We start from the raw sequence: 23,088 nt of genomic DNA, 5'->3' as shown, positions 1-23,088 counted from the left end.
GCCGTAGGATGAAAGCCATGGGCAAAATCACATTTTCCGGGGGATGGTTCGGTCCTCGCAAGGCGGTACTCGTGCTGAGTGCCGTGGTCATGTCCCTATCGGTGAACGCCTGCGGTGTCATCGCGGAAAATGATGACGGGAACCGCAGCAGCGCCACTTCCGCTCCGGCAAACGTGAGCCCAAGCCCAACCCGCACCCCTGCACCGAACCCTACCCCAGGTAAGGGGCCCGCCTGCCCGGAGCTACGCTGCACCTCCATCACGGTGACAGGCGACATGTTGGTCCATACGCAGCTCTGGCAACAAGCGAGAGCTGACGCTGCGGCAGCTGGTCAGCCCGGCTATACGTTTGTTCCGCTTCTCGAGGGGCAGCGTCGCTACATTCGTAACAGCGACCTCGCCATTTGCCACCAGGAAACTCCCGTTGCAACCCCGGAAGGGCCGTTCTCTGCCTATCCATCCTTCAACGTGCCACCGCAGATCATCACAGCATCCAAGGATGTCGGCTACCAGGCCTGCACCACGGCCAGCAACCACACCATTGATCGCGGTACTGAAGGTTTGCTTCGGACACTGGACGCGTTGGACGCGGCGGGCCTGAAGCACACGGGGTCCTACAGGACGGAAGCGGAGTCCAAAGAGATACTCATGCTCCAAACGGACGCTGCCAAGGTGGCGGTCATCATTGGAACGTATGGCCACAACGGGCAAATCCCGGAATACCCGTGGTTGGTTGACGAGCTGGACCCAGCGGCCATGATCGCTAAGGCGAAACAGGCAAAGGCGTTGGGAGCCGACATTGTCCTGGGCGTCATGCACGCCGGTGACGAGTACGCCAGCGAAGCCAATGCCCAGCAGCAGGAAGTTGCGCACGCGTTGGTGGACAGCGGCCAGTTCACCATGATCTACGGGCACCACACCCACTCGGTGTTGCCGATCGAGAATTACAAAGGCACCTGGATCGTCTATGGGCTGGGCAACGGCGTTACCGAACTGTCCCCGTGGTACGTCCTGAACAATGAGGGGCTTCTAGTCCGGGCACAGTTCAGCCAGAACGCAGCAGGTGTTTGGACTGCGTCGGATCTCGCCTGGGCCCCGTCAGTGATCGTTCGGGATCCCTATCGTTGGTGCTCCGTGGCCAGCGATGCACCACAGGGAGTCTGCGCTACACCCGCGGCCGATGCTGAGACCTACCAGCGGACCAAAGCGGTGGTTGAGTCCATGGGCGCAGCAACAGCAGGCGCGCACGAACTGCTGATCACCAAGGAAAAGTAGCGCCTACCGCGGCCGGCGTGCGGCGTGTTCGCGCGCAAGGCGGGCGTAACCGTCGTCGGGCGTTCCCGGCACGAATGTTCCGAACTTGCGTTCGGCTGCCGTTCGGATCAGGAAGTCCGCAATGGCCGGATTCTTCGGGAGCAGTGAACCGTGCAGGTAGCTCGCTACGACGTTGTTGTAACGGGCGCCTTCATGTCCGTCCTTGCTGTTGTTGCCGGCGCCTTTCGTGACAGTGCCGAGGGGCTCGACGCCGGGACCCAAAGTTGTCTGCCCGCTGTGGTTCTCGTAGCCCAGAATGTCGCCGAACTCGGCAGATTTCATGGTTACGTTGCCGATGAGTCGCTCGTCAGTACCGTGGGTTTCGACGTCAAGAATGCCGATGCCGGGAATGACGGGTCCGGTGCTGGTCTTGAAGAACTTGCCGAAAAGCTGGTACAGCCCACAAATCACCAACATGGGGGCACCTTCATCCGCGAGTTGCTTCAACTGCGAGGCACGCGCCTGGAGATCGTCCTGGATGACCAGTTGTCCACTGTCCTGCCCGCCTCCGCCCACAATAATGTCGACGTCGTCCGGGAACTCGTCACCCACGTTGTATTCGAGCAACTCGGGCGTATAACCGTGCCACTTGATGCGTTGCTTCAGTACCAGGGCGTTGCCCCAGTCGCCGTAGATGTTCATTTCCCGCGGGTAAAGCTGGAGGACGCGGATTGTTCCCTTGCTGGGCTGTGCGTCTGAGTGCGGCTGTACGTCTGAGTGCTGTGTTTCCGAGGTCATGAGACCACCTCAACTATGGTGATTTTGGCCAGTTCACGTCGAATGGCGAGCATGGAGGTGTAAGTGCAGAAGACGCGCTTGGGCTTGCCTCGCGAGCCGTCTATGAAAGTCCGCAGGGCAGCGGTGATGTCCGGTTCCACTGTTCCGAACGGCACATCGTCGTACTGGAGGCGGAGGGCCATGTCGTAGGCGCGGACGCCGGTGAGGACTTCCACGCCGCCTTCCCGCAGGGATTCGAACTCGACGTCCCAGAGCCAGGACATGTCCCTGCCGTCGGCGTAGTTGTCGTTGATGGCAATCATGGTGGCGTATCCGCCGGCGGGGAAGGACTTCAGTCCGAGTCGGAAACCGCTCGGGTTCTTCACAAGCACCAGCTCCAGGGGCTGGCCGTCCACCGTGAGGCTTTCGCCGCGGCCGAACGCGGGAGCAACTTCTCCCAAGGCCTTGACGAGTTTGGGCGTGTCCACCGGCCCGGTTCCCAGGATGGCGCGCGCCAGCGACAAAGCTGCCGCCGCATTGAAGATGTTGTAGACGCCACGCAGTTTCATCGATGTGGTGACGGTTTCGTCGTCGAACTCAAAGTCAGCGTCCTGGGCGCCTACCCGGCGGAGTACGACGTCGGCAGCCGGCAGTTCTACATCGTCACCGGTTTCCGCGGCAACAGAGGTGCCTGACGGGGACGGACCAATGCCCGTGGTGCGCATCTCGTCATCATTGGGAAAGGTGCTCCGCAACGATTCGTCGAGTCCGAAGTACCGGATTTCGGGGTGGTGAACAGCGTCTAGGGTGTTGAGGGCGGCGGCAATCCGGGCAACGCGCGGATCTTCCCGGTTGAGGACCACGGTGTCCGTCGTCTTGGAGGCGATGTGCTCCAGTAAGCGGGCGGTCTTGTCGATTTCTCCGAAGCGGTCCAGTTGGTCGCGCAGGACATTGAGCAGGAGGCTGAAGCGTGGCTCCACTTTGTTGACGAAGTGCACGGCGTGGGCTTCATCGAGTTCCAGGATGGCGATGTCCGCATCGAGTCGTCCACGCCAGTCCACATCGCCCAGGAGCGAAGCGGCCACACCTCGGGTGAAGTTGCTGCCGCTGCGGTTGGTGAAGACCTTTAAGCCCTGGCTTTCAAGGAGTTCCACCACCATTTTGGTGGTGGTGGTTTTACCGTTGGTACCACTGACCACGGCTACACCAAGGGGGAGCGACGCGAGCGTTCGCTGCATGAAGCCGGGGTCGATCTTCTCGACCACCAGGCCGGGAAAAGCTGAGCCTCCGCCCCGGAGCCGGGACAGTGTGCGGACCAGCTTGCCGAGGGGAACGCTGAAGGAAAGCATGCTCTGTAATATATCCCAGTCGGGGCATGGAACCCTGCCTGACGGCAGCGCCCGACGGCCGGACACAAGGTTACTGAGGGCTTGGACCACTATGATGGACCAATGACCAACCCCCTTTCCGACGCTTCGTCACGCGTGGGTGCAGGACTCCGAATAGGCGTGCTGGCTCTCCAGGGCGACTTCCGCGAGCATATCCACGCTGTTGAGGCCGCTGGAGCCACCGGCGTGGGTATTCGCCGCCCGTCAGAGCTCGACGACATCGACGGCCTGATTATCCCTGGCGGCGAGTCCACCACCATAGACAAGCTTTCCCGGATCTTCGAAGTCCGTGACCCCCTTCAAAAGCGCATCGCGGAGGGCCTTCCCGTCTACGGCTCCTGCGCCGGCATGATCCTGCTGGCCAATGAAATTGCAGACCCGGCTACGGACCTTGACGGAAATCCCCAGCAGACTTTCGGCGGCCTGGATATTACGGTCCGCCGCAACGCCTTCGGACGACAACGCGAATCCTTTGAAACCGACCTCGATTTCAAGGGCTTGGATTTCAGTGCCGGTGAATCCGGTGTGGATCCCGTTCACGCGGTATTCATCCGCGGCCCCTGGGTGGAACGTGTTGGTCCGGGCGTGGAAGTCCTTGCCCAGGTTGATCCCGACCACGCCAGCCACACGGCTACTTTGCATGGAGTGGCTAGAATTGTTGCAGTGCGTTCCGGCCAACTGCTGGCCACCTCCTTCCACCCGGAAGTGACGGGAGAGAAACGCGTGCATGAACTCTTTATTCGAATGATCAGAGGAGAAGCGTAAAGCATGTCAGGCCACTCCAAATGGGCGACCACCAAGCACAAGAAAGCCATCATTGACGGCAGGCGTGCAAAGTCGTTCGCGAAACTGATCAAGAACATCGAAGTTGCTGCCCGCATGGGCGGACCGGACCTTGCCGGCAACCCGGGCCTTGAGCTCGCCGTCACGAAGGCAAAGAAGACTTCGGTACCCAACGACAACATCGACCGCGCCATCAAGCGTGGTGCGGGCCTCACCGGTGAAGTGGTGGACTACACCGAGATCATGTACGAAGCCCGCGGTCCCCAGGGTTCGGCGTTGTTGATTGAATGTCTGACCGACAACAAGAACCGTGCCGCTTCCGAGGTGCGACTGGCGATTTCGCGCAACGGCGGCACCATCGCCGATCCCGGTTCCGTGAGCTACCTCTTCGCCCGCAAGGGTGTTGTTGTCCTGCCCAAGAACGGCCTTAGCGAAGACGACATCCTGATGGCTGTCCTTGATGCCGGAGCCGAGGAAGTCAAGGACAGCGGTGAAAACTGGGAAATCCACTCCGAGCCCTCCGATCTCCAGGCCATCCGTGACGCCTTGAAGGAAGCCGGCATCGACTACGAAACTGACGAAGCCGAATTCGTTCCGTCCATGCAGGTTGACTTGGACGTTGACGGCGCCAAGAAGTTCATGAAGCTCGTGGATGCGCTGGAAGACCTGGACGATGTCCAGAACGTGTACAGCAATGCGGACCTCAGCGAGGAAGTGCAGGCTGCCCTCGACGCCGAGTAATCGGGTGGGCGCAGCGCATCAATTTTGACAACCATCAGGCTTACAGCCATCAGGAAGGCCCGGACTTGACTCTTCGCGTATTGGGAGTCGATCCGGGCCTCACCCGTTGCGGCATCGGTGTGGTGGACATTGAGCGGAACCGCCGGGCAACCATGGTGGCCGTCGGAGTGGTGGGCACGTCCGCCGAGCTGACCTTGGACAAGCGCTTACTGGTCATCGCCCAGGCAATCGACGAATGGTTGGACCTGCACAAGCCGGATGTCGTCGCCGTCGAACGTGTTTTCTCGCAAATGAACGTGAGCACGGTGATGGGCGTAGCCCAGGCTTCGGGCGTCGTCATCGTGGCGGCAGCACGCCGGGGTATCCCGGTCGCCATGCATACACCCTCCGAGGTGAAAGCCGCAGTTACCGGCAGCGGCACTGCCAACAAGGATGCGGTCACCAAATTGGTGACCAAGATTCTGCGCCTGGATGCTCCACCCAAGCCGGCTGATGCTGCCGACGCCCTGGCCCTGGCCCTCACCCACGCGTGGCGCGCAGGCAGTGGCATGGGCTCAGCCGGTGGCGCCAACGGCAAGGCCGGACTTACTCCCGCGCAGAAAGCGTGGGCCGAAGCCGAAGCAAAAGCGCGCCGCAAACGGTGATTGTCTGCCGCTCTTGCTAGGGTATTCGTAGATATGTTCGGATAGTCCGCTTTGGCCGCAGTTTTCACGGCAACGGAGCAGGCAGTATTTCAGGAGCCGGGTCTTGATCAGTTTTCTCCGTGGAACCGTAGCCCACGTTGGTTTGTCCACCGCTGTTATCGACCTCAACGGTGCGGGAATGAGTGTCTTCGCCACACCGCAGACCTTGAGCCACCTCAAAACAGGAACCGAAGCCAAGCTCTTCACTTCCATGATCGTCCGTGAAGATTCACTCACGCTGTTCGGATTTGCCGACGACGACGAACGCGAAGTTTTCGACGTCCTGCTCAGCGTCAGCGGGGTTGGGCCCCGTTTGGCCTTGGCCGTCCTCGCCGTGCACGAACCGGAAGCCATCCGGGTGGCGGCTCACACTGGTGACAGCAAGGCATTCACCAAGGTGCCGGGCATCGGCCCTAAGGTGGCCGGCCGTATTGTCCTCGAGCTGGCCGGGAAGTTGGTTCCGCATGGAACCGGCACTGGTGCTGCTCCCGCCGCGGCCCCGAACGCAGAATGGAAGCCGCAGGTCGTCGCAGCCATGACCAGTTTGGGATGGTCCGAGAAAGACGCCAACGGCAGTATCGACAAAGCGATGGCCGATTCGCCGGAACTCGTAGACGCAGGAAACGTGGCCCAAATACTTCGGGCTACGTTGCGCTGGCTTGGCCAGGACGGGGCTCGCGCCGGCAATCGTGTAGGCAGCCGTGGTTGAGCAGTCACTCGTCAGCGGGGGAGAGGAACCGGAAGAGCGGGTCATTGAGGCTGCTCTCCGCCCCAAGAACCTGCACGACTTCGTAGGACAGCATCGGGTCCGCAAGCAACTTGCCCTGGTGCTTGAGGCTTCGAAGATGCGTGGCCGCAGCGCCGACCACGTGTTGATGTCCGGACCTCCCGGACTCGGTAAGACCACACTTGCCATGATCATTGCAGCGGAGATGAACGCGCCGCTGCGTATCAGCAGCGGTCCGGCCATCCAGCACGCCGGGGATCTCGCTGCCATCCTTTCCTCGCTCTCGGAGGGCGAGGTCCTGTTCCTCGATGAAATCCACCGCATGTCCAGGCCTGCAGAAGAAATGCTGTACATGGCCATGGAGGACTTCCGCGTGGACATCGTGGTGGGCAAGGGAGCAGGCGCAACTGCAATTCCCCTGGAGCTTCCGCCTTTCACCCTGGTAGGTGCCACCACCCGCGCGGGACTCCTTCCGGGGCCCTTGAGGGACCGATTCGGTTTCACCGGGCACCTCGAGTTTTATTCGGTGGCCGAACTCGAACTCGTCCTCCGCCGTTCTGCCGGGCTTCTGGACCTGAAGGTAAACTCCGCGGGTTTCACCGAGATCGCCGGTCGCTCCCGGGGAACGCCGCGTATAGCCAACCGGCTGCTGCGCCGTGTCCGTGACTGGGCGCTTGTTCATGGCATCGAGCAAATCGACGCCCGTTCGGCGTCAGCTGCCTTGGATATGTACGAAGTAGACGAGCGTGGCTTGGACAGGCTGGACAGATCCGTTCTGGAAGCCCTCATAACCAAGTTCAACGGTGGCCCTGTTGGCTTGTCCACATTGGCCATTGCCGTCGGTGAAGAACCCGAAACGGTTGAGACCGTGGCTGAACCGTTCCTTGTACGCGAGGGACTTCTGGGACGTACTCCGCGGGGTCGAATCGCGATGGCGTCGGCTTGGACCCACCTTGGCTACGCCGTACCGGCCGGAGTCTTTGGCCAAGAGACCCTCGCCTTGTTCGGTGAGGACGAAAACCACGCCGAAAGCATAGATACGGTCGGTTAACACGCTCTGTTCAGCTTTTCCCACTAGACTGGTATGACGCTCGGCACGTTCGAGTCCTTGATCAATGCCCGCCATGCGGATCTGCCAGGGACGTTGCCGTGAACCAAAACGTAAGTACAGAACGGAACTTCCCTGTGGATCCAATGACCATATTGCTGTTCGTCATGCTTGGACTCTTTGTCTTCATGATGTTCCGCCGCAACAAGAAGACCCAGCAGCAGCAGGCTGAAATGCAGTCCAAGTTCGCTCCTGGTGTTGACGTCATGACCAGCTTCGGTCTCTTTGGCCGCATCGTGTCCATCGACGAAGCCGAGAACAAGGTCGTCATCGAACTTTCCCCGGGTAACCAGGCAACGGTTCACCGCCAGGCAGTCACCAAGGTGGTCGAATCCACCCCCGAGGAAGCACCGGTTGTCCCGGATGACGCTTCTTCCCTGACCGCCGCGGAGGCTGAGGCTCCTGCCGCCGTCGAGACACCGGACGAAACCATCGCGCGCCTCAACAAAGAGGACAAGAAGGACAACTAGCACCGTCAGTCGCGGCGACACCGCGCAAGGCAACTTCTACGGCAGCGGAGAGCCGCCGGCAGACGCTCACCAGCGTCGGCCGGCGGCTGTCCGGCGATAACAGGAAGATCGATAATGGCACGGACCGGCCCCAAAAACTCAGCCCGCAGGGTGCTGACCTGGCTTGGAGCAATTTTCGTTGTATTAACCGCTGTCCTTGCTGGCGGAGTGGTGACTGGCAATGCCAGTTGGGCTCCCAAGCTTGCTCTGGACCTTGAAGGCGGAACCCAGATGATCCTGGCACCCCGCGTGGAGGGTTCCAGCGAGATCAATGAGGAGCAACTCAACCAGGCAGTCGCCATCATCCGGCAGCGAGTGGATGGCTCCGGTGTTGCTGAAGCCGAAATCAGCACGCAGTCCGGCCGCAACGTGGTGGTCAGCCTTCCGGGGACACCATCTAAGGAAACCCGCGACCTGATCCAGGCTTCGGCCGACATGAACTTCCGTCCGGTCATCACCTATGGCGACCCGGCAGCTATACCAGCCGAGCAGCGCACTCCTGAGGACCAGCTGAACAAGCCGACGGCGGAGCCGGCCAACGCGAGTGATGTCAACTGGATCACCCCGGAAGTCCAGAAGGAATTTGAAGCGCTCGACTGTGTTAATCCGTCACCGGAAAAGCGCGACCGGTCGGATCCTGCCAAACCGCTGGTAACCTGCGAGGCGGCCACTGCCACGACTCCGGCGATCAAGTACATCCTCGGGCCCGTTGAGGTCAAGGGCCAGGACATCAGCGATTCCACCTTTACCCAGGTCCAGGGTGCCCAGGGCTCCGTGACGAATTCCTGGGGCGTCAACATTGTCTTCAACTCGGATGCAACGGCAAAGTTCAAAGCCGTAACCGAACGCCTCAACCAGTTCTATGCTGCAGCGCAGACGCAGGGTACTGACGATCCCAAGTCACAGTTCGCGATCGTCCTGGACGACAAGGTACTTTCAGCCCCGCGAGCCCTGGCTGTCATCACCGATGGCAAGCCGCAGATCACGGGTAACTTCACCCAGGCGTCAGCGAAGGCCTTGTCTGACCAGTTGCGCTACGGCGCGCTGCCCATCAGCTTCGAGATCCAATCACAAGAGCAGATTTCGGCCACCCTCGGTGGCGACCAACTTCGCCTCGGCTTGCTGGCAGGCATGATCGGTCTGTTGCTGGTGGTTGTGTACTCCCTGTTCCAGTACCGCGCTTTGGGTCTTGTCACCATCGCGTCCCTTGTGGTGGCTGGTGTGCTGACCTATCTCGCCATTGCCATCCTTGGGTGGACGGAAAATTACCGTCTCTCCCTGGCAGGTGTGGCGGGCCTGATCGTGGCCATTGGCCAGACTGCTGACTCGTTTATCGTCTACTTCGAACGCATCAGGGATGAGCTGCGCGAGGGCCGTGGCCTGGTGTCCGCCGTCGAGAATGGTTGGAAGCGGGCCAAGCGCACCGTGCTGGCTTCCAAGGCCGTCAACCTCCTTGCCGCCCTGGTCCTCTATTTCGTAGCTGTCGGCAACGTACGTGGCTTTGCCTTCACCCTCGGCCTGACGGCCCTGGCTGACCTCCTGGTGGTGTTCATGTTTACGCACCCCATGCTGCAGGTCCTTGCCCGCACCAAGTTCTTTGGCGAAGGGCACCGTTTCTCAGGGCTTTCCCCGGACCGTCTCGGCGCAGTTCCCCTTTACCGGGGCGCGGGCCGCCTCCGTGCGCCTGAGGAAAAGCCTGCCGTGGTTCGCGCACGCAACACCGGCGCGGCAGCCGAAGCAGAACGACGCATGACCATCGCCGAGAGGCGCCTTGCCGAGAAGGGCCAGCTCACTGGTACTTCCAACGGCACCAAGGAGGAGAAGTAATGACCACGAGCTTCGCAACCTTCGGCCACGAGCTATACACGGGCAAGCGCTCGTACAACTTCGTCAATTCCAAGAAGATCTGGTTCATCATTGCGGCGGTCGCCGTGGCACTCTCCATCCTGATTCCGGTGGTCAAGGGCGGTTTCAACCTTGGAATCGAATTCCGTGGCGGCTCCGAGTTCACTGTTTCAAATGTCAGCACCACTGATGCAAGCCTGGGCGAAAAGGCCGTCCACGACATCGTGCCCGATGCCATTCCCCGCGTTGCCAACGTGGCAGGCAACACCATGCGGATCCAAACGGATCAGCTGACCGATGACGAGACGAACCGGATCAAGGATGGCCTCACCAGCGCCTACGGCGTGACGGAGAACGAAGTGACGTCCAACTTCGTGGGCCCAACCTGGGGTCAGGATGTCACTCGCCAGGCCCTCATCGGCCTGGTGGTCTTTGTTGCCTTGGCCGCTGTCCTGATGGCGCTGTACTTCAGGACCTGGAAGATGTCCTTGTCGGCACTCGTCGGCATGCTGGTCACCATGTTCACCACGGCGGGCGTCTACGCCCTGAGCGACTTCGAAGTGACGCCCTCGGCCATCATCGGCTTCCTGACGGTCCTCAGCTACTCGTTGTATGACACCGTGGTGGTCTTCGACAAGATCCGGGAAAACACCTCGGACATCTCCACCTCCACCCGCCGCACGTTCAGTGAAGAGGTCAACCTCGCCGTCAACCAAACCTTGGTCCGCTCCATCAACACCATGATGGTGGCCGTCCTCCCGGTGGCGGCAATCCTCTTCATTGGTGCCGGGCTTCTGGGCGCGGGCACACTTCGCGATCTTTCCCTGGCGTTGTTCGTGGGTATCCTCATTGGTACCGCGGCCACGATCTTCATTGCGGCACCGCTGTACGCGTGGCTCCGCCAGAGCGAGCCCGACCTCGTCAAGCAAGCCAAGAAGGTTGCCCACCGCAGGACTGAAGCCACCGTCTAGGGGTTTTAAGTACCGTTGTTTGGCCGGGAGCCGGCCTCCGCGCGACTGCGGAGGCCGGCTCTTTGACTTGCCTGCGTCATCGTCATGTGCTGCCCGGTTGCAGAAGCATTCACCTGCGGGAATAGACTGGGAGAATTAAATCGGTTGTGAGGGGTACTTCTGTGGAAGAACGTGCGACGTCGGCACCACCGGCGGGCGGGGATGACGGCCGCAAGACTGTGGCAGTTCCGGCAACGAGTGTGCCCGGACGGACTGCAGCTGCGGTTCCGGTCGATGCTCCCGGCGCGCGTCCCACCTTCCCGGGACGGCGGGAGCGTACGCGTTCCCGGCTTGCCCGCCTGACGGGACGGGGAATCGCTCCGTACTCGCCGATCCTGGAGCCACTGCTGCGGACGGTCCGGGCGAACAATCCCAAAGAGGACTTCGACCTGATCCAGCGCGCCTTCGCAGTGGCAGAGCAGAGCCACCAGGGTCAGAAGCGCAAGAGCGGTGATCCGTACATCACCCATCCGGTGGCCGTGGCCACCATCCTGGCTGAACTCGGCATGACCGGGACTACTCTGGCAGCAGCGTTGCTCCACGACACAGTAGAGGACACCCCCTACACACTGGCTGACCTTACGCGGGACTTCGGACCCGAAGTTGCCATGTTGGTGGATGGCGTCACCAAGCTGGATAAAGTCAGCTTTGGCGAGGCTGCGCAGTCGGAAACCGTTCGCAAGATGGTGGTCGCGATGGCCAAGGACATCCGTGTCCTGATGATCAAGCTTGCAGACCGCCTCCACAATGCGCGCACTTGGCGGTTCGTTTCCGCGGAGTCTTCATCGCGCAAAGCCCGTGAAACCCTGGAGATCTTCGCACCCCTGGCTCATCGCCTGGGTATGAACACCATCAAGTGGGAACTGGAAGATCTCTCCTTCGCTGCGCTGTATCCCAAGGTGTACGAGGAAATCGTGCGCATGGTGGGCGACCGCACACCGGAGCGGGAAAAGAGCCTCAGCGTCATCCGCAACCAGATAGCGGATGACCTTCGAACGGCACGAATCAAAGCGACCATCACTGGCCGGCCCAAGCACTACTACTCGATTTATCAGAAGATGATCGTCCGGGACAAAGACTTCGACGACATCAACGACCTCATGGGCGTGCGTGTCCTGGTTGATTCGGTTCGTGATTGCTACGCCGCCTTGGGGACGCTGCATTCGCGGTGGAACCCCCTTCCGGGCCGGTTCAAGGACTACATCGCGATGCCCAAGTTCAACATGTACCAATCACTGCATACAACGGTGATCGGCCCGGGTGGCAAGCCTGTGGAAATCCAGATCCGCACCCACGAGATGCACCGCCGTGCAGAATACGGTGTGGCAGCCCACTGGAAGTACAAGGACCAGCCCAACCGCACCGCGCAAGGCCCGGGCAGCCCTCGTGACGGCGACATGGGCTGGCTGCGGTCGCTGGTGGACTGGCAGCAGGAGACATCGGATCCCGGAGAATTCCTGGATTCGCTCCGCTACGAGATCAACGCCCGGGAAGTGTTTGTTTTCACGCCAAAGGGTGAGGTCATGGCCCTTCCGGCCGGATCAACCCCTGTGGACTTCGCCTACGCCGTGCACACGGAGGTGGGCCATCGAACCATTGGTGCCCGCGTCAATGGCAAATTGGTTCCGCTGAACAGCGAGCTGAACCATGGCGACTGGGTAGAGATCTTCACCTCCAAGGCGGAAGGCGCCGGGCCCAGCCAGGACTGGCAGCACTTCGTCAAGTCGGCGCGGGCACGCAATAAGATCCGCCAATGGTTCACCAAGGAACGCCGCGAAGAAGCCATTGAACGCGGCAAGGACATGTTGACGCGGGCGATGCGGAAGCAGAACCTGCCCTTGCAACGCCTGATGACGCACGACGCTTTGTCCGCGGTGGCGGAGGATTTCCACTATGTAGACATCTCCGGGCTGTATGCGGGCGTTGGCGACGGGCACACCTCGGCCCAGTCCGTCATGGAAAAGCTCGTGGAGCACTTGGGTGGTCATGAAACACCCGACGAAGACCTTGATGAAGTCAGTATTCCTACCCAGGTTGCGAAGTCGAAGTTCTCGGATTCGGGTGTCATCGTGCGCGGCGTCGGTGATGTGTGGGTCAAGCTGGCCCGGTGTTGCACCCCGGTACCACCGGACCCCATCCTGGGCTTCGTAACGCGTGGATCAGGAGTTTCTGTCCACCGGACTGACTGCACCAATGTCTCGGGTCTTCGTGACCAGCCGGACAGAATTGTTGAAGTTGAGTGGGCACCCACCCAGTCGAGCGTGTTCCTGGTGGAGATTCAGGTGGAAGCTTTGGACAGGAAGTCCCTGCTGTCCGACGTGACCCGTATCTTGTCCGAGAACCACGTGAACATCCTGGCCGCGTCGGTTCATACGTCGAGTGACAGGGTGGCGATCTCGAAGTTTGCCTTCGAAATGGGCGATCCGAAGTACCTGCATCACGTCTTGAACGCGGTTCGCCGCATTGATGGCGTTTTTGACGTGTATCGCACTACGGGAAACCGCCGTCGCAGCTAGCCCGGATCTGAGGAAGCCAGCTGGCCCAGTGTTGCCAAGGCACGCTTCTTATGTGGCACTCGGGGAGCCGTCTCGACGGCCAGGGTGAGCAGCCGCAGCCTGATGCCAAGCTCCTCGCGTTCAAGAAGGCGCTTCAACGCCGGCAGCGCGCGATCGGGTTCGACATGGAGGGCGATGTCCGCCGCGGTACGCAGTGGGCTGCTGACCAGCATTCCTCCGAGACTGACCACGTCCATCTGACCCAGCCGAACCTCATGGAGACTACATTGTGTGGTTCCCCGCAGGCTGGATATGCGATGTTTTGCATCGACCAGTAGTGACAGGTGCTCGGGCGGATTGGCGCAACCGTAGATCCATGCTGCCGTGAGCCGGCCGGCCACAACCTTGGTCCGGATTCTTTCCGGGACTGTGAGCGCCGCTGCTCGGGCTCTGAGGCGGTGAGTGACAGCAACACCAGGGGAGGCGTAACTCTTCCCGTACAGGGGCAACAGGATGCCATCGAACGCCATACTTTGCAGTTCGTTCCACGTAAAGATGCGGCTGGGGGAGTAGAGCTCGGAGATGACCGGCTCCAATAAATGCGGGGCGTTGACAGCGGGGACCATTCATCGATCATTCCGTGCGGCCACCCTACGAGTACAGGCTCCGTCCCGGTTATGTGGATAACCGGAACGGAGCCTGCAGGAAAGATTTTGGCCCGGAGTCCTCTAGGCGAGGTCGCTTGCCGAGCGCTGGATCTGGTCAAGCCATGCCTGGCGAGCTTCCAGAGCCTCTCGGGCGGCCTTGATACGGCGCTGGTCGCCGGCCTTCTCGGCCTTCTCCAGATCGTCCTTGAGGCCTGCAATAGCCGATTCGAGCTGTGACAAGGCGCTGTTGGTGCGGGCCTTGGTTTCCGGGTTGCTCCGGCGCCACTTCTCTTCCTCGGCTTCACGGACCGCATCTTCGACCTTGCGAAGCCCGGCCTCAATCCGACCCATGTCGGCGCGGGGAACCTTGCCGGCGTCTTCCCAACGGTCCCTGATGGACTGCAGGGCCTTCTTGGCGGCGTTGAGATCGTTGATGGGCAGGAGCGCCTGCGCCTCAGCGACCAACTGTTCCTTGACGGCCAGGTTCGCAGTGTATTCCTGGTCGATTTGTTCGTTGGCGGCCTGGCGGTTGCTGAAGAAGACGTCCTGGGCGGCGCGGAACCGGCCCCAGAGAGCGTCATCGTCCTTGCGGCTTGCACGCGGAGTGGTCTTCCACTGGTCCATCAGCCTGCGGTACTCGCCGGCCGCGAATCCCCAGTCGGTAGACGTTGAAAGCGCCTCGGCCTCCGCGATCAAGGCCTCTTTGGCTGACTTTGCCGCGGAGTTATTGCTGTCAAGCTGCGAGAAGTATGCGCGGCGGTGACGATCAAATACCGTCCGCGCCGAGCGGAAACGCTTCCAGAGCGCGTCTTCGTTACTGCGGCCAAGCCTGACCCCGCTCTTTTGTGCAGCCTTCCAGGTTTCAAACAACTCGTTCATGCGTGCGCTGGAAGTCTTCCACTGAATCTGCGCAGGGTCCTGGCCGGCAATGGTCTCAGCTTCAGCAACAATTGCTTCGCGCGCTGCGAGTTCGTTGGCGCGCACCGCCTCGTGGGCAGCCTTCTCGGACTTCTCGAGTTCTACGATCTGGGCTGACAGGGCGTCCAAGCGGGCCTCAGCAGCACGGATGTCACCCACCATGTTGCGTTCCGCGAGTTGCTCGCGCAAATGAGTGACCGTCTTCTGCATGTCGGTGGCAGGAGCCTTGGACTCCACGCGGTGTTCCAGGAGAACCACCTGCGCGATGATGTCGTCGAACTTACGGGCAAAGTAGCCAAGTGCTTCGTCGGCGCTGACACCCGGGTACTGACCGACAGGGATTTCCTCACCATCCAGCGTCAGGAAGACGTGGCCATCACCTTCAGCCCGTCCCCATTTGGCTGCCTCGGCCAGTGAGGCAGCGGAGACCGCCGGGGCGGCAGGTACGACGGCGGCAGGAGCCTTGGGCCGGGCCGCGAAGGCCGCGGGGGACGGCGCCGCGGAAGGCGTCGGACGTGGAGCGGCAGGGGCTGCGGGTTCTGCGACCGGCGCCTCTTCCGGTGTTTCCGCGGCTGGGGCGGCCTCCACCGGAGCTGATTCGGCAGCCGGAGTTGCTTCGTTGGCTGGAGTGGGCTCCGCCGGAGCTGGTGCCTCGGTACCGTTGGTGCCGGTTGCCTCGACTGTGTCTTGGTTGGCCACTACTGCTGTTTCGTCGGATTTCTGACTGTCTGTCACCGCTAAAAGTCTTTCGCTTGGAGGGAACTGCTCAGGTAATGCACCGCAGGCCGGGCCTGGAGCTGGTTACTTCAGAGAAAACGAGTCTATCGTGACAGGTGCCACAGGGGCGCCGTCGCTGGCGTTTTCACCGGGCTTAAGGCCTGCTGCGGCGATCTTGGTGACCACGTCCAGGCCGCTGGTCACCTTGCCGACCACGGTGTATCCGCCGGCGGTATCCGCCGGAATGGTGGTGTCCTTGTAGACGATGAAGAATTGGTGTCCGTTTCCATAGGCATCGTTGCCGGTGCGGGCAACGGCAATCGTCCCTGCAGGGTACTTGTTGTCTGCGGGGGTATTTTCCAGTGGTCCCCACCGATAATTTGCGTCGTCTGCGCCGTCTTCGGATTTGGCTCCGCATTGGAGGAGGCCAAACGTGTCGGACGTTGTCAGCCGGTGGCAGAACGCTCCGTTGTAGTAGCTGGCGTCGCTCAGGGACTTGAACACGGCAGCAGCTTGCGGAGCGGCGGTTCCGTTGAGTTCCAAACCGACAACACCGCTGTTCAACGCCAGCTCGCCGGTGAAGGTCTTTCCGGCAGCCGTATCCGGGCTGGGAATGTCGGCACTGTTGGAAGCGGACGGGGAAGCGGAAGGCGAAGTGAGCCCAGCCTCCGCGGCGGCGAACTCTGCCTCGGTGGGGTTGGAACTGAAGACGGTCAGTTGCAGCACGACGGCCAGAACCACTGCAATGGCAGCTGCACTCACGGCGATGGTGTTGTCACGTTTGCGTCGCTTGCCCTGTTCCTGCCGCAGGGCACGCTTCGCTTCCATCTGCCTGATGCGCCGTTTCGCTTCGCGGTCATCCCGCGACCTTGTTGCCAAGAGTCCTCCTGATTGTGTCCACTTTCGGTGGCTGCCGACAGGAACCGGGCGTGCTGCATTAGATGTGCACGCGCGGAAAGCATAAACTGGCTGCCGCACATAGTTTATGCATGACCGGCTGGACGCCCGCCCTGTAAACGCCGAAAGGGTGTTTAAAGCTGCGGTGCAAAGCCAGTTTCAGCTTTCTTCGAGGAGACTTTTCCACCATGGCACGTACCGCCTCCCTGTCCGGATTCCCCGAGTGGCTTCCCCAGGAGCGGTTGGTGGAGCTCCATGTGCTGGATACGCTCCGGAAGACGTTTGAACTACACGGCTTTTCTTCCATTGAGACCCGCGCTGTTGAGACCGTGGGCCAGTTGCTTCGCAAAGGCGAGATCGACAAAGAGGTCTATGGCCTGAGCAGGCTCCAGGACGATGAGGGCGAGGCTGCGAAGCAGACCCAACCCGACAAGGCTGACCCGAACGCCTTGGCCCTCCACTTCGACCTGACCGTTCCCTTCGCCCGCTACGTGGTGGAGAACGCCGGGTACCTGGCATTTCCCTTCCGCCGGTACCAGATCCAGAAGGTCTGGCGGGGCGAGCGGCCGCAGGAAGGCCGGGCACGCGAGTTCACCCAGGCAGACATCGATGTTGTGGGCGACGGCGAACTGCCGTTCCGCTACGACGTCGAAATCGCGCTGGTCATCGCTGAGGCCCTTAGCGCCCTGCCGATCCCGGACTTCAGGCTCCGGATCAACAACCGCAAGCTGGCCGAAGGCTTCTATCGCGGCATTGGGCTGACGGACACGGCCGGAGTACTGCGTAGCATCGACAAACTGGAAAAGATCGGCGCCGCGAAGGTGGCGGAGCTGTTGAAGAGCGAGCTTGGTGCTACTGATGAACAGGCCGGTCTGGCCCTCGAATTGGCCACGATCCGTACGGAGGACACCTCATTCGTGGACAAGGTCCGCGCGCTGGGAGTGAAGAACGACCTCCTTGAAGAGGGCCTCAATGAACTTGAGCAGGTCATTCAGGCGGCAGTCCAGCGCGCTCCCGGCAAGGTAGCGGCAGACCTCAGCATCGCCCGCGGCCTGGATTACTACACGGGGACTGTGGTTGAGACGGTGCTTGTGGGCCACGAGCAACTGGGTTCCATTTGCTCCGGAGGCCGCTATGACGCACTTGCCAGCAAGGGCAACCGCAAGTTCCCCGGCGTCGGACTTTCCATCGGCGTGACGCGGCTTGTTTCCCGCATCCTCAGCCAGGAACTGGCCACAGCGTCGCGTTCTGTGCCTACGGCGGTACTGGTCGCCCTGAACTCGGACGACAGCTGGTCGGCTGCGCAGGACATTGCAGCCCAATTGCGGGCCCGGGGGATTGCCACGGAGGTGGCCGCCAAGGCCGAGAAGTTCGGAAAGCAGATTAAGTTCGCTGATCGCCGGGGCATCCCTTTCGTTTGGTTCACCGACGACGACGGCAACCACCAGGTCAAGGACATCCGTTCCGGGGAACAGGCTGACGCTGACCCCGCCACCTGGACGCCCTCTGAAGAGGATTTGTACGTCCGCGTTACCACCGCGGGCTAGGCAACATCCATTGTTCCGTCCTCGTGGCATGAGCTGTGGCGGGGGCGGGTAAACTCGGACGGGATCGTCTTTGCAACGATCCCCCTATATTTCATGCTGAAAGGAATGCTGTGCTGCGCACACATGACCTCGGATCTCTTCGCTCCGAGCACATTGGACAAACCGTTACCCTGGCCGGCTGGGTGGGGCGCCGCCGTGATCACGGCGGCGTTGCATTCGTTGACCTGCGTGATGCGTCCGGTGTAGCCCAGGTGGTTGTCCGTGAGGAAGAGGTCTTCCACGGCTTGCGGAATGAGTACGTCCTGCAGGTGACGGGTACTGTCAACAAGCGTCCTGAAGGCAATGAGAACCCTGCGTTGGCTACGGGTGAGATCGAGGTCATCGCGGACAAGGTTGTCATCCTCAACACCTCCGAACCCCTGCCGTTCCAGATCGACGAACACGTGGAGGTCGGCGAGGAAGCCCGTCTCAAGCACCGCTACCTTGACCTCCGCCGCCCCGGCCCCGCCCGCAACATGCGTCTGCGTTCCGAGGCGAACCGTGTGGCACGTGAACTCCTCCACCAGCGGGGCTACGTCGAAATTGAGACCCCGACGCTGACGCGTTCCACGCCGGAAGGCGCCCGTGACTTCGTGGTTCCGGCACGTCTGGCGCCGGGTTCCTGGTACGCCCTCCCGCAGTCGCCTCAGCTTTTCAAGCAGCTCCTCCAAGTGGGCGGCTTCGAGAAGTACTACCAGATTGCCCGCTGCTACCGTGATGAGGATTTCCGCGCGGACCGCCAGCCGGAATTCACGCAGCTGGACATCGAAGCCAGCTTCGTGGACCAGGACGACGTCATTGAGCTCGGCGAGGCAATCGTCAAGGCTTTGTGGCAGCTGATCGACGTCGAGATCCCCACCCCGATCCGCCGCATGACGTACTTGGATGCAATGGCCAAGTACGGCTCGGACAAGCCGGACCTGCGTTTCGGTGTTGAACTGACTGAGCTCACCGAGTTCTTCAAGGACACCAACTTCGGTGTCTTCAAGGCGCCGTACGTGGGCGCCGTCGTGATGCCCGGTGGCGCTTCCCAGCCGCGGCGTACCCTGGACGGTTGGCAGGAATTCGCCAAGCAGCGCGGGCACAAGGGCCTGGCCTATGTCCTGTTCAAGGAAGACGGCGAGTTGGCTGGCCCGGTGGCCAAGAACCTGACCGAGGCCGAGCGCGAAGGTCTGGCGGACGCTGTTGGCGCCAAGCCCGGCGACTGCATCTTCTTCGCGGCAGGCGAAAAGTCCGCAGCCCGCGCCCTGCTGGGTGCTGCCCGCGTTGAAATCGGTCACCGCACTGGCCTGATCGACCCCAAGGACTGGGCTTTCGTCTGGATCGTGGACGCTCCCATGTTCGAACCCGCGGCCGCGGCTGTCGCGTCCGGTGACGTTGCAGTGGGCGGTGGCCAGTGGACGGCTGTGCACCACGCCTTCACCTCGCCAAAGCCCGAGTTCCTGGACACCTTCGACAAGGACCCGGAATCGGCGCTCTCCTACGCCTACGACATCGTCTGCAACGGCAACGAGATCGGCGGCGGTTCCATCCGTATCCATGAGCGCGAAGTACAGGAACGCGTCTTCCAGCTCATGGGCCTGGACAAGGAAGACGCCGAAACCAAGTTCGGCTTCCTGCTCGAAGGTTTCAAGTACGGCGCACCTCCGCACGGCGGCATGGCACTGGGCTGGGACCGTGTGGTTGCTTTGCTGGCCGGCGTCGAGTCGATCCGCGACGTTATTGCCTTCCCGAAGTCGGGCAACGGCTACGACCCCCTGACCGCGGCACCGGCACCGATCACGCCGCAGCAGCGCAAGGAAGCCGGCGTCGACTTCAAGCCGGAGGTCAAGTCGGAGTCCAAGCCCGCAGCCAAGCCGGAAACGAAGTCCGAGTAAGTTTCTGCCCAAAAGGCTCCTCACTGATGTGGGGAGCTTTTTGCGTTCCAGCCACAAGGAGACCCGCATGATGGAGCAAGCAGTCCTGGAAACGCTTATGGACAAGGCCTGGCCCGCCCTTGAGCGTGAAAAATCGGGGGAGTGGGTCCTCCGTGCTTCGGGCGGAGTGACCCAGAGGGCTAACTCCGTGTGGCCAAGCACCTCGGACGGCGGCCCGAACGGCAAGCCGGGCATCACAAGAGCCGTGCGTGCAGCAGCGGAGTGGTATCGGCATCGTCGCCTTCCCTTGATCTTCCAGGTGTTCGACGACTCCCGCAGTGCCGGACTCAATGCTGTCCTGGATGAGCAACGCTTCACCAGGCAATCCGCAACAAGGATCATGGTCCGCGGCATGGATGAGCTGCCGGTCAGCAGTTCGGGACGGAACGTTGAACTGGCTGATGAGCCCTCCGAAGAATGGCTGCGCGTCTGGTGGTCCGTGGACGGCCGTGGCGGTAGTGCAGAACTGTCCGTCGCCCATAAGATTCTCACCGGCTGTTCGGCGCTGTACGCAACGGTGAGGGACGACGACGGCGTCCCCGCCGCCGTCGGGCGTCTCGCCCTGGTGGATGGTTGGGGCGGAATTTACAGCATGGCGACGTTGGCCGGGCACCGCAGGCGCGGCTATGGGACGGACGTGCTGACTGCGTTGTTGCACGCCGGGACCCGGCAGGATCTTAATGGATTCTGGCTCCTTGTCACCGAGGCCAATCGTGGAGCGCAGATACTGTACTCGCAAGCAGGTTTCGCCCACTCCGGCAGCTACCTGTACCGGCAGGCGCCGCTGAGGCGTGCGTCCAGCGGCTGCTAGGGTTGCGGGTCGGTGACCGTAATGCGCACAGAGCAGGCGTCGGCAGCCGCTTTCGCCAGCACGGCAGTCTTTGGCCCTTGAATGTCCAGGAAGGCTAAGCGAGTCCGTCCTGCAAGGGCTTTGAGCAAGGGCTGGGAGAGAAGCTGATCCACCAGGACGCGGTCGCCGCCCGGGACGATGTACTCAATGCGGTGTTCGTTGAAGATGCGGGAAGCCTGTTCTGCCGTGGCTTTGGCTTCGAGGAAACGACTGCCGCTCTTCGAAGCCAGGATCGTGGAACCGCTGGCAGCAGCTATGGCGTAGCCGCCCCTGCGAATAAGGAGCAGTCCAAGCCCCCGTTCCTGGTTCGCAAGCGAAGCCAGGCGTTCCAGCTCAGTACCGCCACGTCCCGGACGTCCGTCAGCCGGCCAAGGGGCCTTCAACATTGCAGTCGCACCGTCGGCTGCCCGCAGGAGCAGCCCACCGTCGTCGAGGTCTTCAACAACGGCGCCGTGGCTCGCCGCGAACCGGTCGGCCCAACCCTGCAACCTGGCGGCGGGCACCAAAGCGGTCCGCCTGCCGGAAGGCTGGTGCGGGGCAGATGCTCGGCGATCCACGTCGATGTCTCCTTTGCTGGAACTATGAGTAGCCTATCCATGTGGAAGATCTCTTTGGTGCCGGTGCAGTTGACGACGACGAGTCGGAGGATCTGCCTGCGTCAGGGGGTCCTTCCGATGCTCATTGGATGGCTTCCCAACGCAGTCCACTGGCGGTAAGAATGCGTCCCCGGTCGCTGGACGAGGTGGTAGGGCAGCAGCACCTCCTGGGGCAAGGTTCGCCTTTGCGGCAACTGGCAGCGGGTGCTGAGGCTGCCGGCCCGGCGGGTCCGAGCTCGGTGATCCTTTGGGGGCCTCCCGGGACAGGGAAGACCACGCTCGCCCACGTGATCGCGCGCGGACACGGACGTAAGTTCGTTGAGTTGTCGGCAATCACCGCCGGAGTCAAGGACGTCCGGCGCGTCATGGACGAGGCCCTGACGGCCCGGGACCTGTACAAGAAAACCACGGTTCTCTTCCTCGACGAGATTCATCGCTTTAACAAGGCCCAACAGGATGCCCTGCTGCCCGGTGTCGAGAACCGCTGGGTTGTGCTGGTAGCTGCAACCACGGAAAATCCTTCCTTCTCCGTGGTGTCGCCGCTCTTGTCACGCTCACTCCTGCTCACCCTGAAGCCGCTCACCGATGACGACATTTCGGGTCTGCTGCAGAGGGCAGTGGCCGACGCCCGCGGCCTTGCCGGCCGTGTGGAGCTTAGCCCTGAGGCGCTGGACCACCTGGTCCGGCTATCCGGCGGTGATGCCCGACGGGCGCTGACAGCACTGGAAGCAGCTGCCGGCGTCGCCTTCGGTGACTCTACCGCCGTCGATATTTCGGACGACGCCCCAATAGTGGCCGAAGAGGAGGGCGACCCTGACGACGGCGAATCCGGACTCGCCAACGACGGCCTGCCTGACGCTCCGGTATTGGTGGAACTCCGGCATACTGAACGCGCTTTGGATGCGGCGGCCGTTCGCTACGACCGCGCCGGCGACCAGCACTACGATGTGGCCAGTGCGTTCATCAAGTCCATCCGGGGCTCGGACGTGGACGCGGCCTTGCACTATTTGGCACGCATGCTTGAAGCCGGGGAGGACCCTAGGTTCGTGGCGAGACGGATCGTGATCTCGGCGGCCGAGGATATTGGCATGGCCGACCCCACGGCGTTGCAGACTGCAGTCGCGGCGGCGCAGGCAGTGCAGTTGATCGGTATGCCGGAGGGCCGCATCGTGTTGGCCGAAGCCGTGGTCCACCTGGCCACTGCGCCCAAGTCCAATGCCGCCTATATGGGTTTGAACAAAGCGGTGGCCGACGTTCGTGCCGGTTTTGGTGGCGGCATTCCCATGCATTTGCGTGACGCGCACTACCCCGGGGCCAAACAGTTGGGCCATGGCAAGAGCTACAAGTACGCACACGACGAACCACACGGTGTGGCAACCCAGCAGTATCCGCCGGATGACCTGGTGGGTAAGGACTATTACCAGCCCACCAATAACGGAGCTGAACGGGATATTTCCGCCAGGCTGGAACGGCTCCGCAAGATCGTACGCGGGGAGTAGCCGGCAGGATCAGGCCAACTGCGGGTGGCGGCCCTGCGCGTGATAGGATAATTGCTTGTCTGGCATGGCCCGACGCACACCCCTTTGAAGATTTCTTCAATAGTGCTGTGCGCCCGGGCTAGTAGCAAGAGGCAGCGGTTGGC

The 23,088-nt window shown here is 61.7% G+C and carries 20 protein-coding genes; 14 read left to right on the top strand and 6 right to left on the bottom strand.

Annotated features, from left to right (window positions below):
• Positions 1-8 precede the first annotated feature (8 nt).
• A complete protein-coding gene (locus tag KCX59_RS12650; RefSeq protein ID WP_179016512.1) occupies positions 9-1,274 on the top strand; it encodes a CapA family protein in 1,266 nt (421 codons plus the stop codon).
• A gap of 3 nt (positions 1,275-1,277) precedes the next feature.
• On the opposite strand, the gene KCX59_RS12645 is transcribed toward KCX59_RS12650, so the two are convergent.
• Together KCX59_RS12645 and KCX59_RS12640 are read right to left on the bottom strand one after the other, a co-directional pair.
• Positions 1,278-2,051, bottom strand: coding sequence for a type 1 glutamine amidotransferase (locus KCX59_RS12645; RefSeq protein ID WP_179016513.1), 774 nt, complete (start codon positions 2,049-2,051; stop codon positions 1,278-1,280).
• Positions 2,048-3,379, bottom strand: coding sequence for a Mur ligase family protein (locus KCX59_RS12640; RefSeq protein WP_178992608.1), 1,332 nt, complete (start codon positions 3,377-3,379; stop codon positions 2,048-2,050). The genes KCX59_RS12645 and KCX59_RS12640 overlap by 4 nt, the downstream gene beginning before the upstream one ends.
• A 102-nt stretch (positions 3,380-3,481) precedes the next feature.
• Here KCX59_RS12640 and pdxT point away from each other — a divergent pair, with 102 nt between their 5' ends.
• The 9 genes from pdxT to KCX59_RS12595 all read left to right on the top strand — a co-directional run bounded on the left by pdxT (position 3,482) and on the right by KCX59_RS12595 (position 13,340).
• Positions 3,482-4,183 carry a pyridoxal 5'-phosphate synthase glutaminase subunit PdxT gene (gene pdxT / locus KCX59_RS12635; RefSeq protein WP_091467855.1) on the top strand — a complete coding sequence of 234 codons (702 nt, stop codon included), beginning with the start codon at positions 3,482-3,484 and terminating at the stop codon, positions 4,181-4,183.
• Between the two features lie 3 nt (positions 4,184-4,186).
• Positions 4,187-4,942 carry a YebC/PmpR family DNA-binding transcriptional regulator gene (locus tag KCX59_RS12630; RefSeq protein WP_091467853.1) on the top strand — a complete coding sequence of 252 codons (756 nt, stop codon included), beginning with the start codon at positions 4,187-4,189 and terminating at the stop codon, positions 4,940-4,942.
• A gap of 65 nt (positions 4,943-5,007) precedes the next feature.
• Positions 5,008-5,586, top strand: coding sequence for a crossover junction endodeoxyribonuclease RuvC (ruvC, locus tag KCX59_RS12625; RefSeq protein ID WP_054809251.1), 579 nt, complete (start codon positions 5,008-5,010; stop codon positions 5,584-5,586).
• Positions 5,587-5,689: 103 nt separating this feature from the next.
• Positions 5,690-6,334, top strand: a complete 645-nt coding sequence (gene ruvA, locus KCX59_RS12620; protein WP_091467851.1) for a Holliday junction branch migration protein RuvA — start codon at positions 5,690-5,692, stop codon at positions 6,332-6,334.
• The gene (gene ruvB, locus KCX59_RS12615; protein WP_178992609.1) at positions 6,327-7,403 is read left to right on the top strand and encodes a Holliday junction branch migration DNA helicase RuvB; all 1,077 of its coding nucleotides are present in this window, start codon (positions 6,327-6,329) and stop codon (positions 7,401-7,403) included. Before ruvA ends, ruvB begins: the two co-directional genes overlap by 8 nt.
• Positions 7,404-7,546: 143 nt before the next feature.
• The gene (gene yajC, locus KCX59_RS12610; protein WP_178992670.1) at positions 7,547-7,930 is read left to right on the top strand and encodes a preprotein translocase subunit YajC; all 384 of its coding nucleotides are present in this window, start codon (positions 7,547-7,549) and stop codon (positions 7,928-7,930) included.
• 114 nt (positions 7,931-8,044) lie between these two features.
• Positions 8,045-9,796 carry a protein translocase subunit SecD gene (gene secD, locus KCX59_RS12605; RefSeq protein WP_179016514.1) on the top strand — a complete coding sequence of 584 codons (1,752 nt, stop codon included), beginning with the start codon at positions 8,045-8,047 and terminating at the stop codon, positions 9,794-9,796.
• The gene (secF, locus tag KCX59_RS12600; protein WP_178992610.1) at positions 9,796-10,785 is read left to right on the top strand and encodes a protein translocase subunit SecF; all 990 of its coding nucleotides are present in this window, start codon (positions 9,796-9,798) and stop codon (positions 10,783-10,785) included. The genes secD and secF overlap by 1 nt, the downstream gene beginning before the upstream one ends.
• 161 nt (positions 10,786-10,946) lie before the next feature.
• The gene (locus KCX59_RS12595; RefSeq protein ID WP_017197534.1) at positions 10,947-13,340 is read left to right on the top strand and encodes a RelA/SpoT family protein; all 2,394 of its coding nucleotides are present in this window, start codon (positions 10,947-10,949) and stop codon (positions 13,338-13,340) included.
• Here the strand turns inward: KCX59_RS12595 and KCX59_RS12590 are convergent.
• The 3 genes from KCX59_RS12590 to KCX59_RS12580 all read right to left on the bottom strand — a co-directional run bounded on the left by KCX59_RS12590 (position 13,337) and on the right by KCX59_RS12580 (position 16,480).
• Entirely contained in the window at positions 13,337-13,945 is a 609-nt protein-coding gene (locus KCX59_RS12590) for a hypothetical protein (protein WP_179016515.1), read from the bottom strand. The genes KCX59_RS12595 and KCX59_RS12590 overlap by 4 nt on opposite strands.
• Positions 13,946-14,047: 102 nt before the next feature.
• Positions 14,048-15,619: a DUF349 domain-containing protein gene (locus tag KCX59_RS12585; RefSeq protein WP_179016516.1), complete on the bottom strand. Its 1,572-nt coding sequence runs from the start codon at positions 15,617-15,619 to the stop codon at positions 14,048-14,050.
• Positions 15,620-15,685: 66 nt separating this feature from the next.
• On the bottom strand, positions 15,686-16,480 hold the full coding sequence (locus KCX59_RS12580; protein ID WP_179016517.1) for a peptidylprolyl isomerase: 795 nt from the start codon (positions 16,478-16,480) through the stop codon (positions 15,686-15,688).
• A gap of 206 nt (positions 16,481-16,686) precedes the next feature.
• Between KCX59_RS12580 and hisS the strand changes: the two genes are divergently transcribed.
• The 3 genes from hisS to KCX59_RS12565 all read left to right on the top strand — a co-directional run bounded on the left by hisS (position 16,687) and on the right by KCX59_RS12565 (position 20,811).
• Positions 16,687-18,045, top strand: coding sequence for a histidine--tRNA ligase (hisS, locus tag KCX59_RS12575; protein WP_178992613.1), 1,359 nt, complete (start codon positions 16,687-16,689; stop codon positions 18,043-18,045).
• A gap of 110 nt (positions 18,046-18,155) precedes the next feature.
• Positions 18,156-19,961: an aspartate--tRNA ligase gene (gene aspS, locus KCX59_RS12570; RefSeq protein WP_178992614.1), complete on the top strand. Its 1,806-nt coding sequence runs from the start codon at positions 18,156-18,158 to the stop codon at positions 19,959-19,961.
• A gap of 67 nt (positions 19,962-20,028) precedes the next feature.
• The gene (locus tag KCX59_RS12565; RefSeq protein ID WP_179016518.1) at positions 20,029-20,811 is read left to right on the top strand and encodes a GNAT family N-acetyltransferase; all 783 of its coding nucleotides are present in this window, start codon (positions 20,029-20,031) and stop codon (positions 20,809-20,811) included.
• Here KCX59_RS12565 and KCX59_RS12560 read toward each other — a convergent pair.
• Positions 20,808-21,407, bottom strand: coding sequence for a Vms1/Ankzf1 family peptidyl-tRNA hydrolase (locus KCX59_RS12560; protein ID WP_178992616.1), 600 nt, complete (start codon positions 21,405-21,407; stop codon positions 20,808-20,810). The genes KCX59_RS12565 and KCX59_RS12560 overlap by 4 nt on opposite strands.
• Positions 21,408-21,448: 41 nt before the next feature.
• Here KCX59_RS12560 and KCX59_RS12555 point away from each other — a divergent pair, with 41 nt between their 5' ends.
• Positions 21,449-22,945: a replication-associated recombination protein A gene (locus tag KCX59_RS12555; RefSeq protein WP_179016519.1), complete on the top strand. Its 1,497-nt coding sequence runs from the start codon at positions 21,449-21,451 to the stop codon at positions 22,943-22,945.
• Positions 22,946-23,088 lie beyond the last annotated feature (143 nt).

The organism is Paenarthrobacter nitroguajacolicus, assembly GCF_051027655.1.
Lineage (GTDB): Bacteria > Actinomycetota > Actinomycetes > Actinomycetales > Micrococcaceae > Arthrobacter > Arthrobacter nitroguajacolicus.
This window is presented reverse-complemented; position numbering and strand designations above follow the sequence as displayed.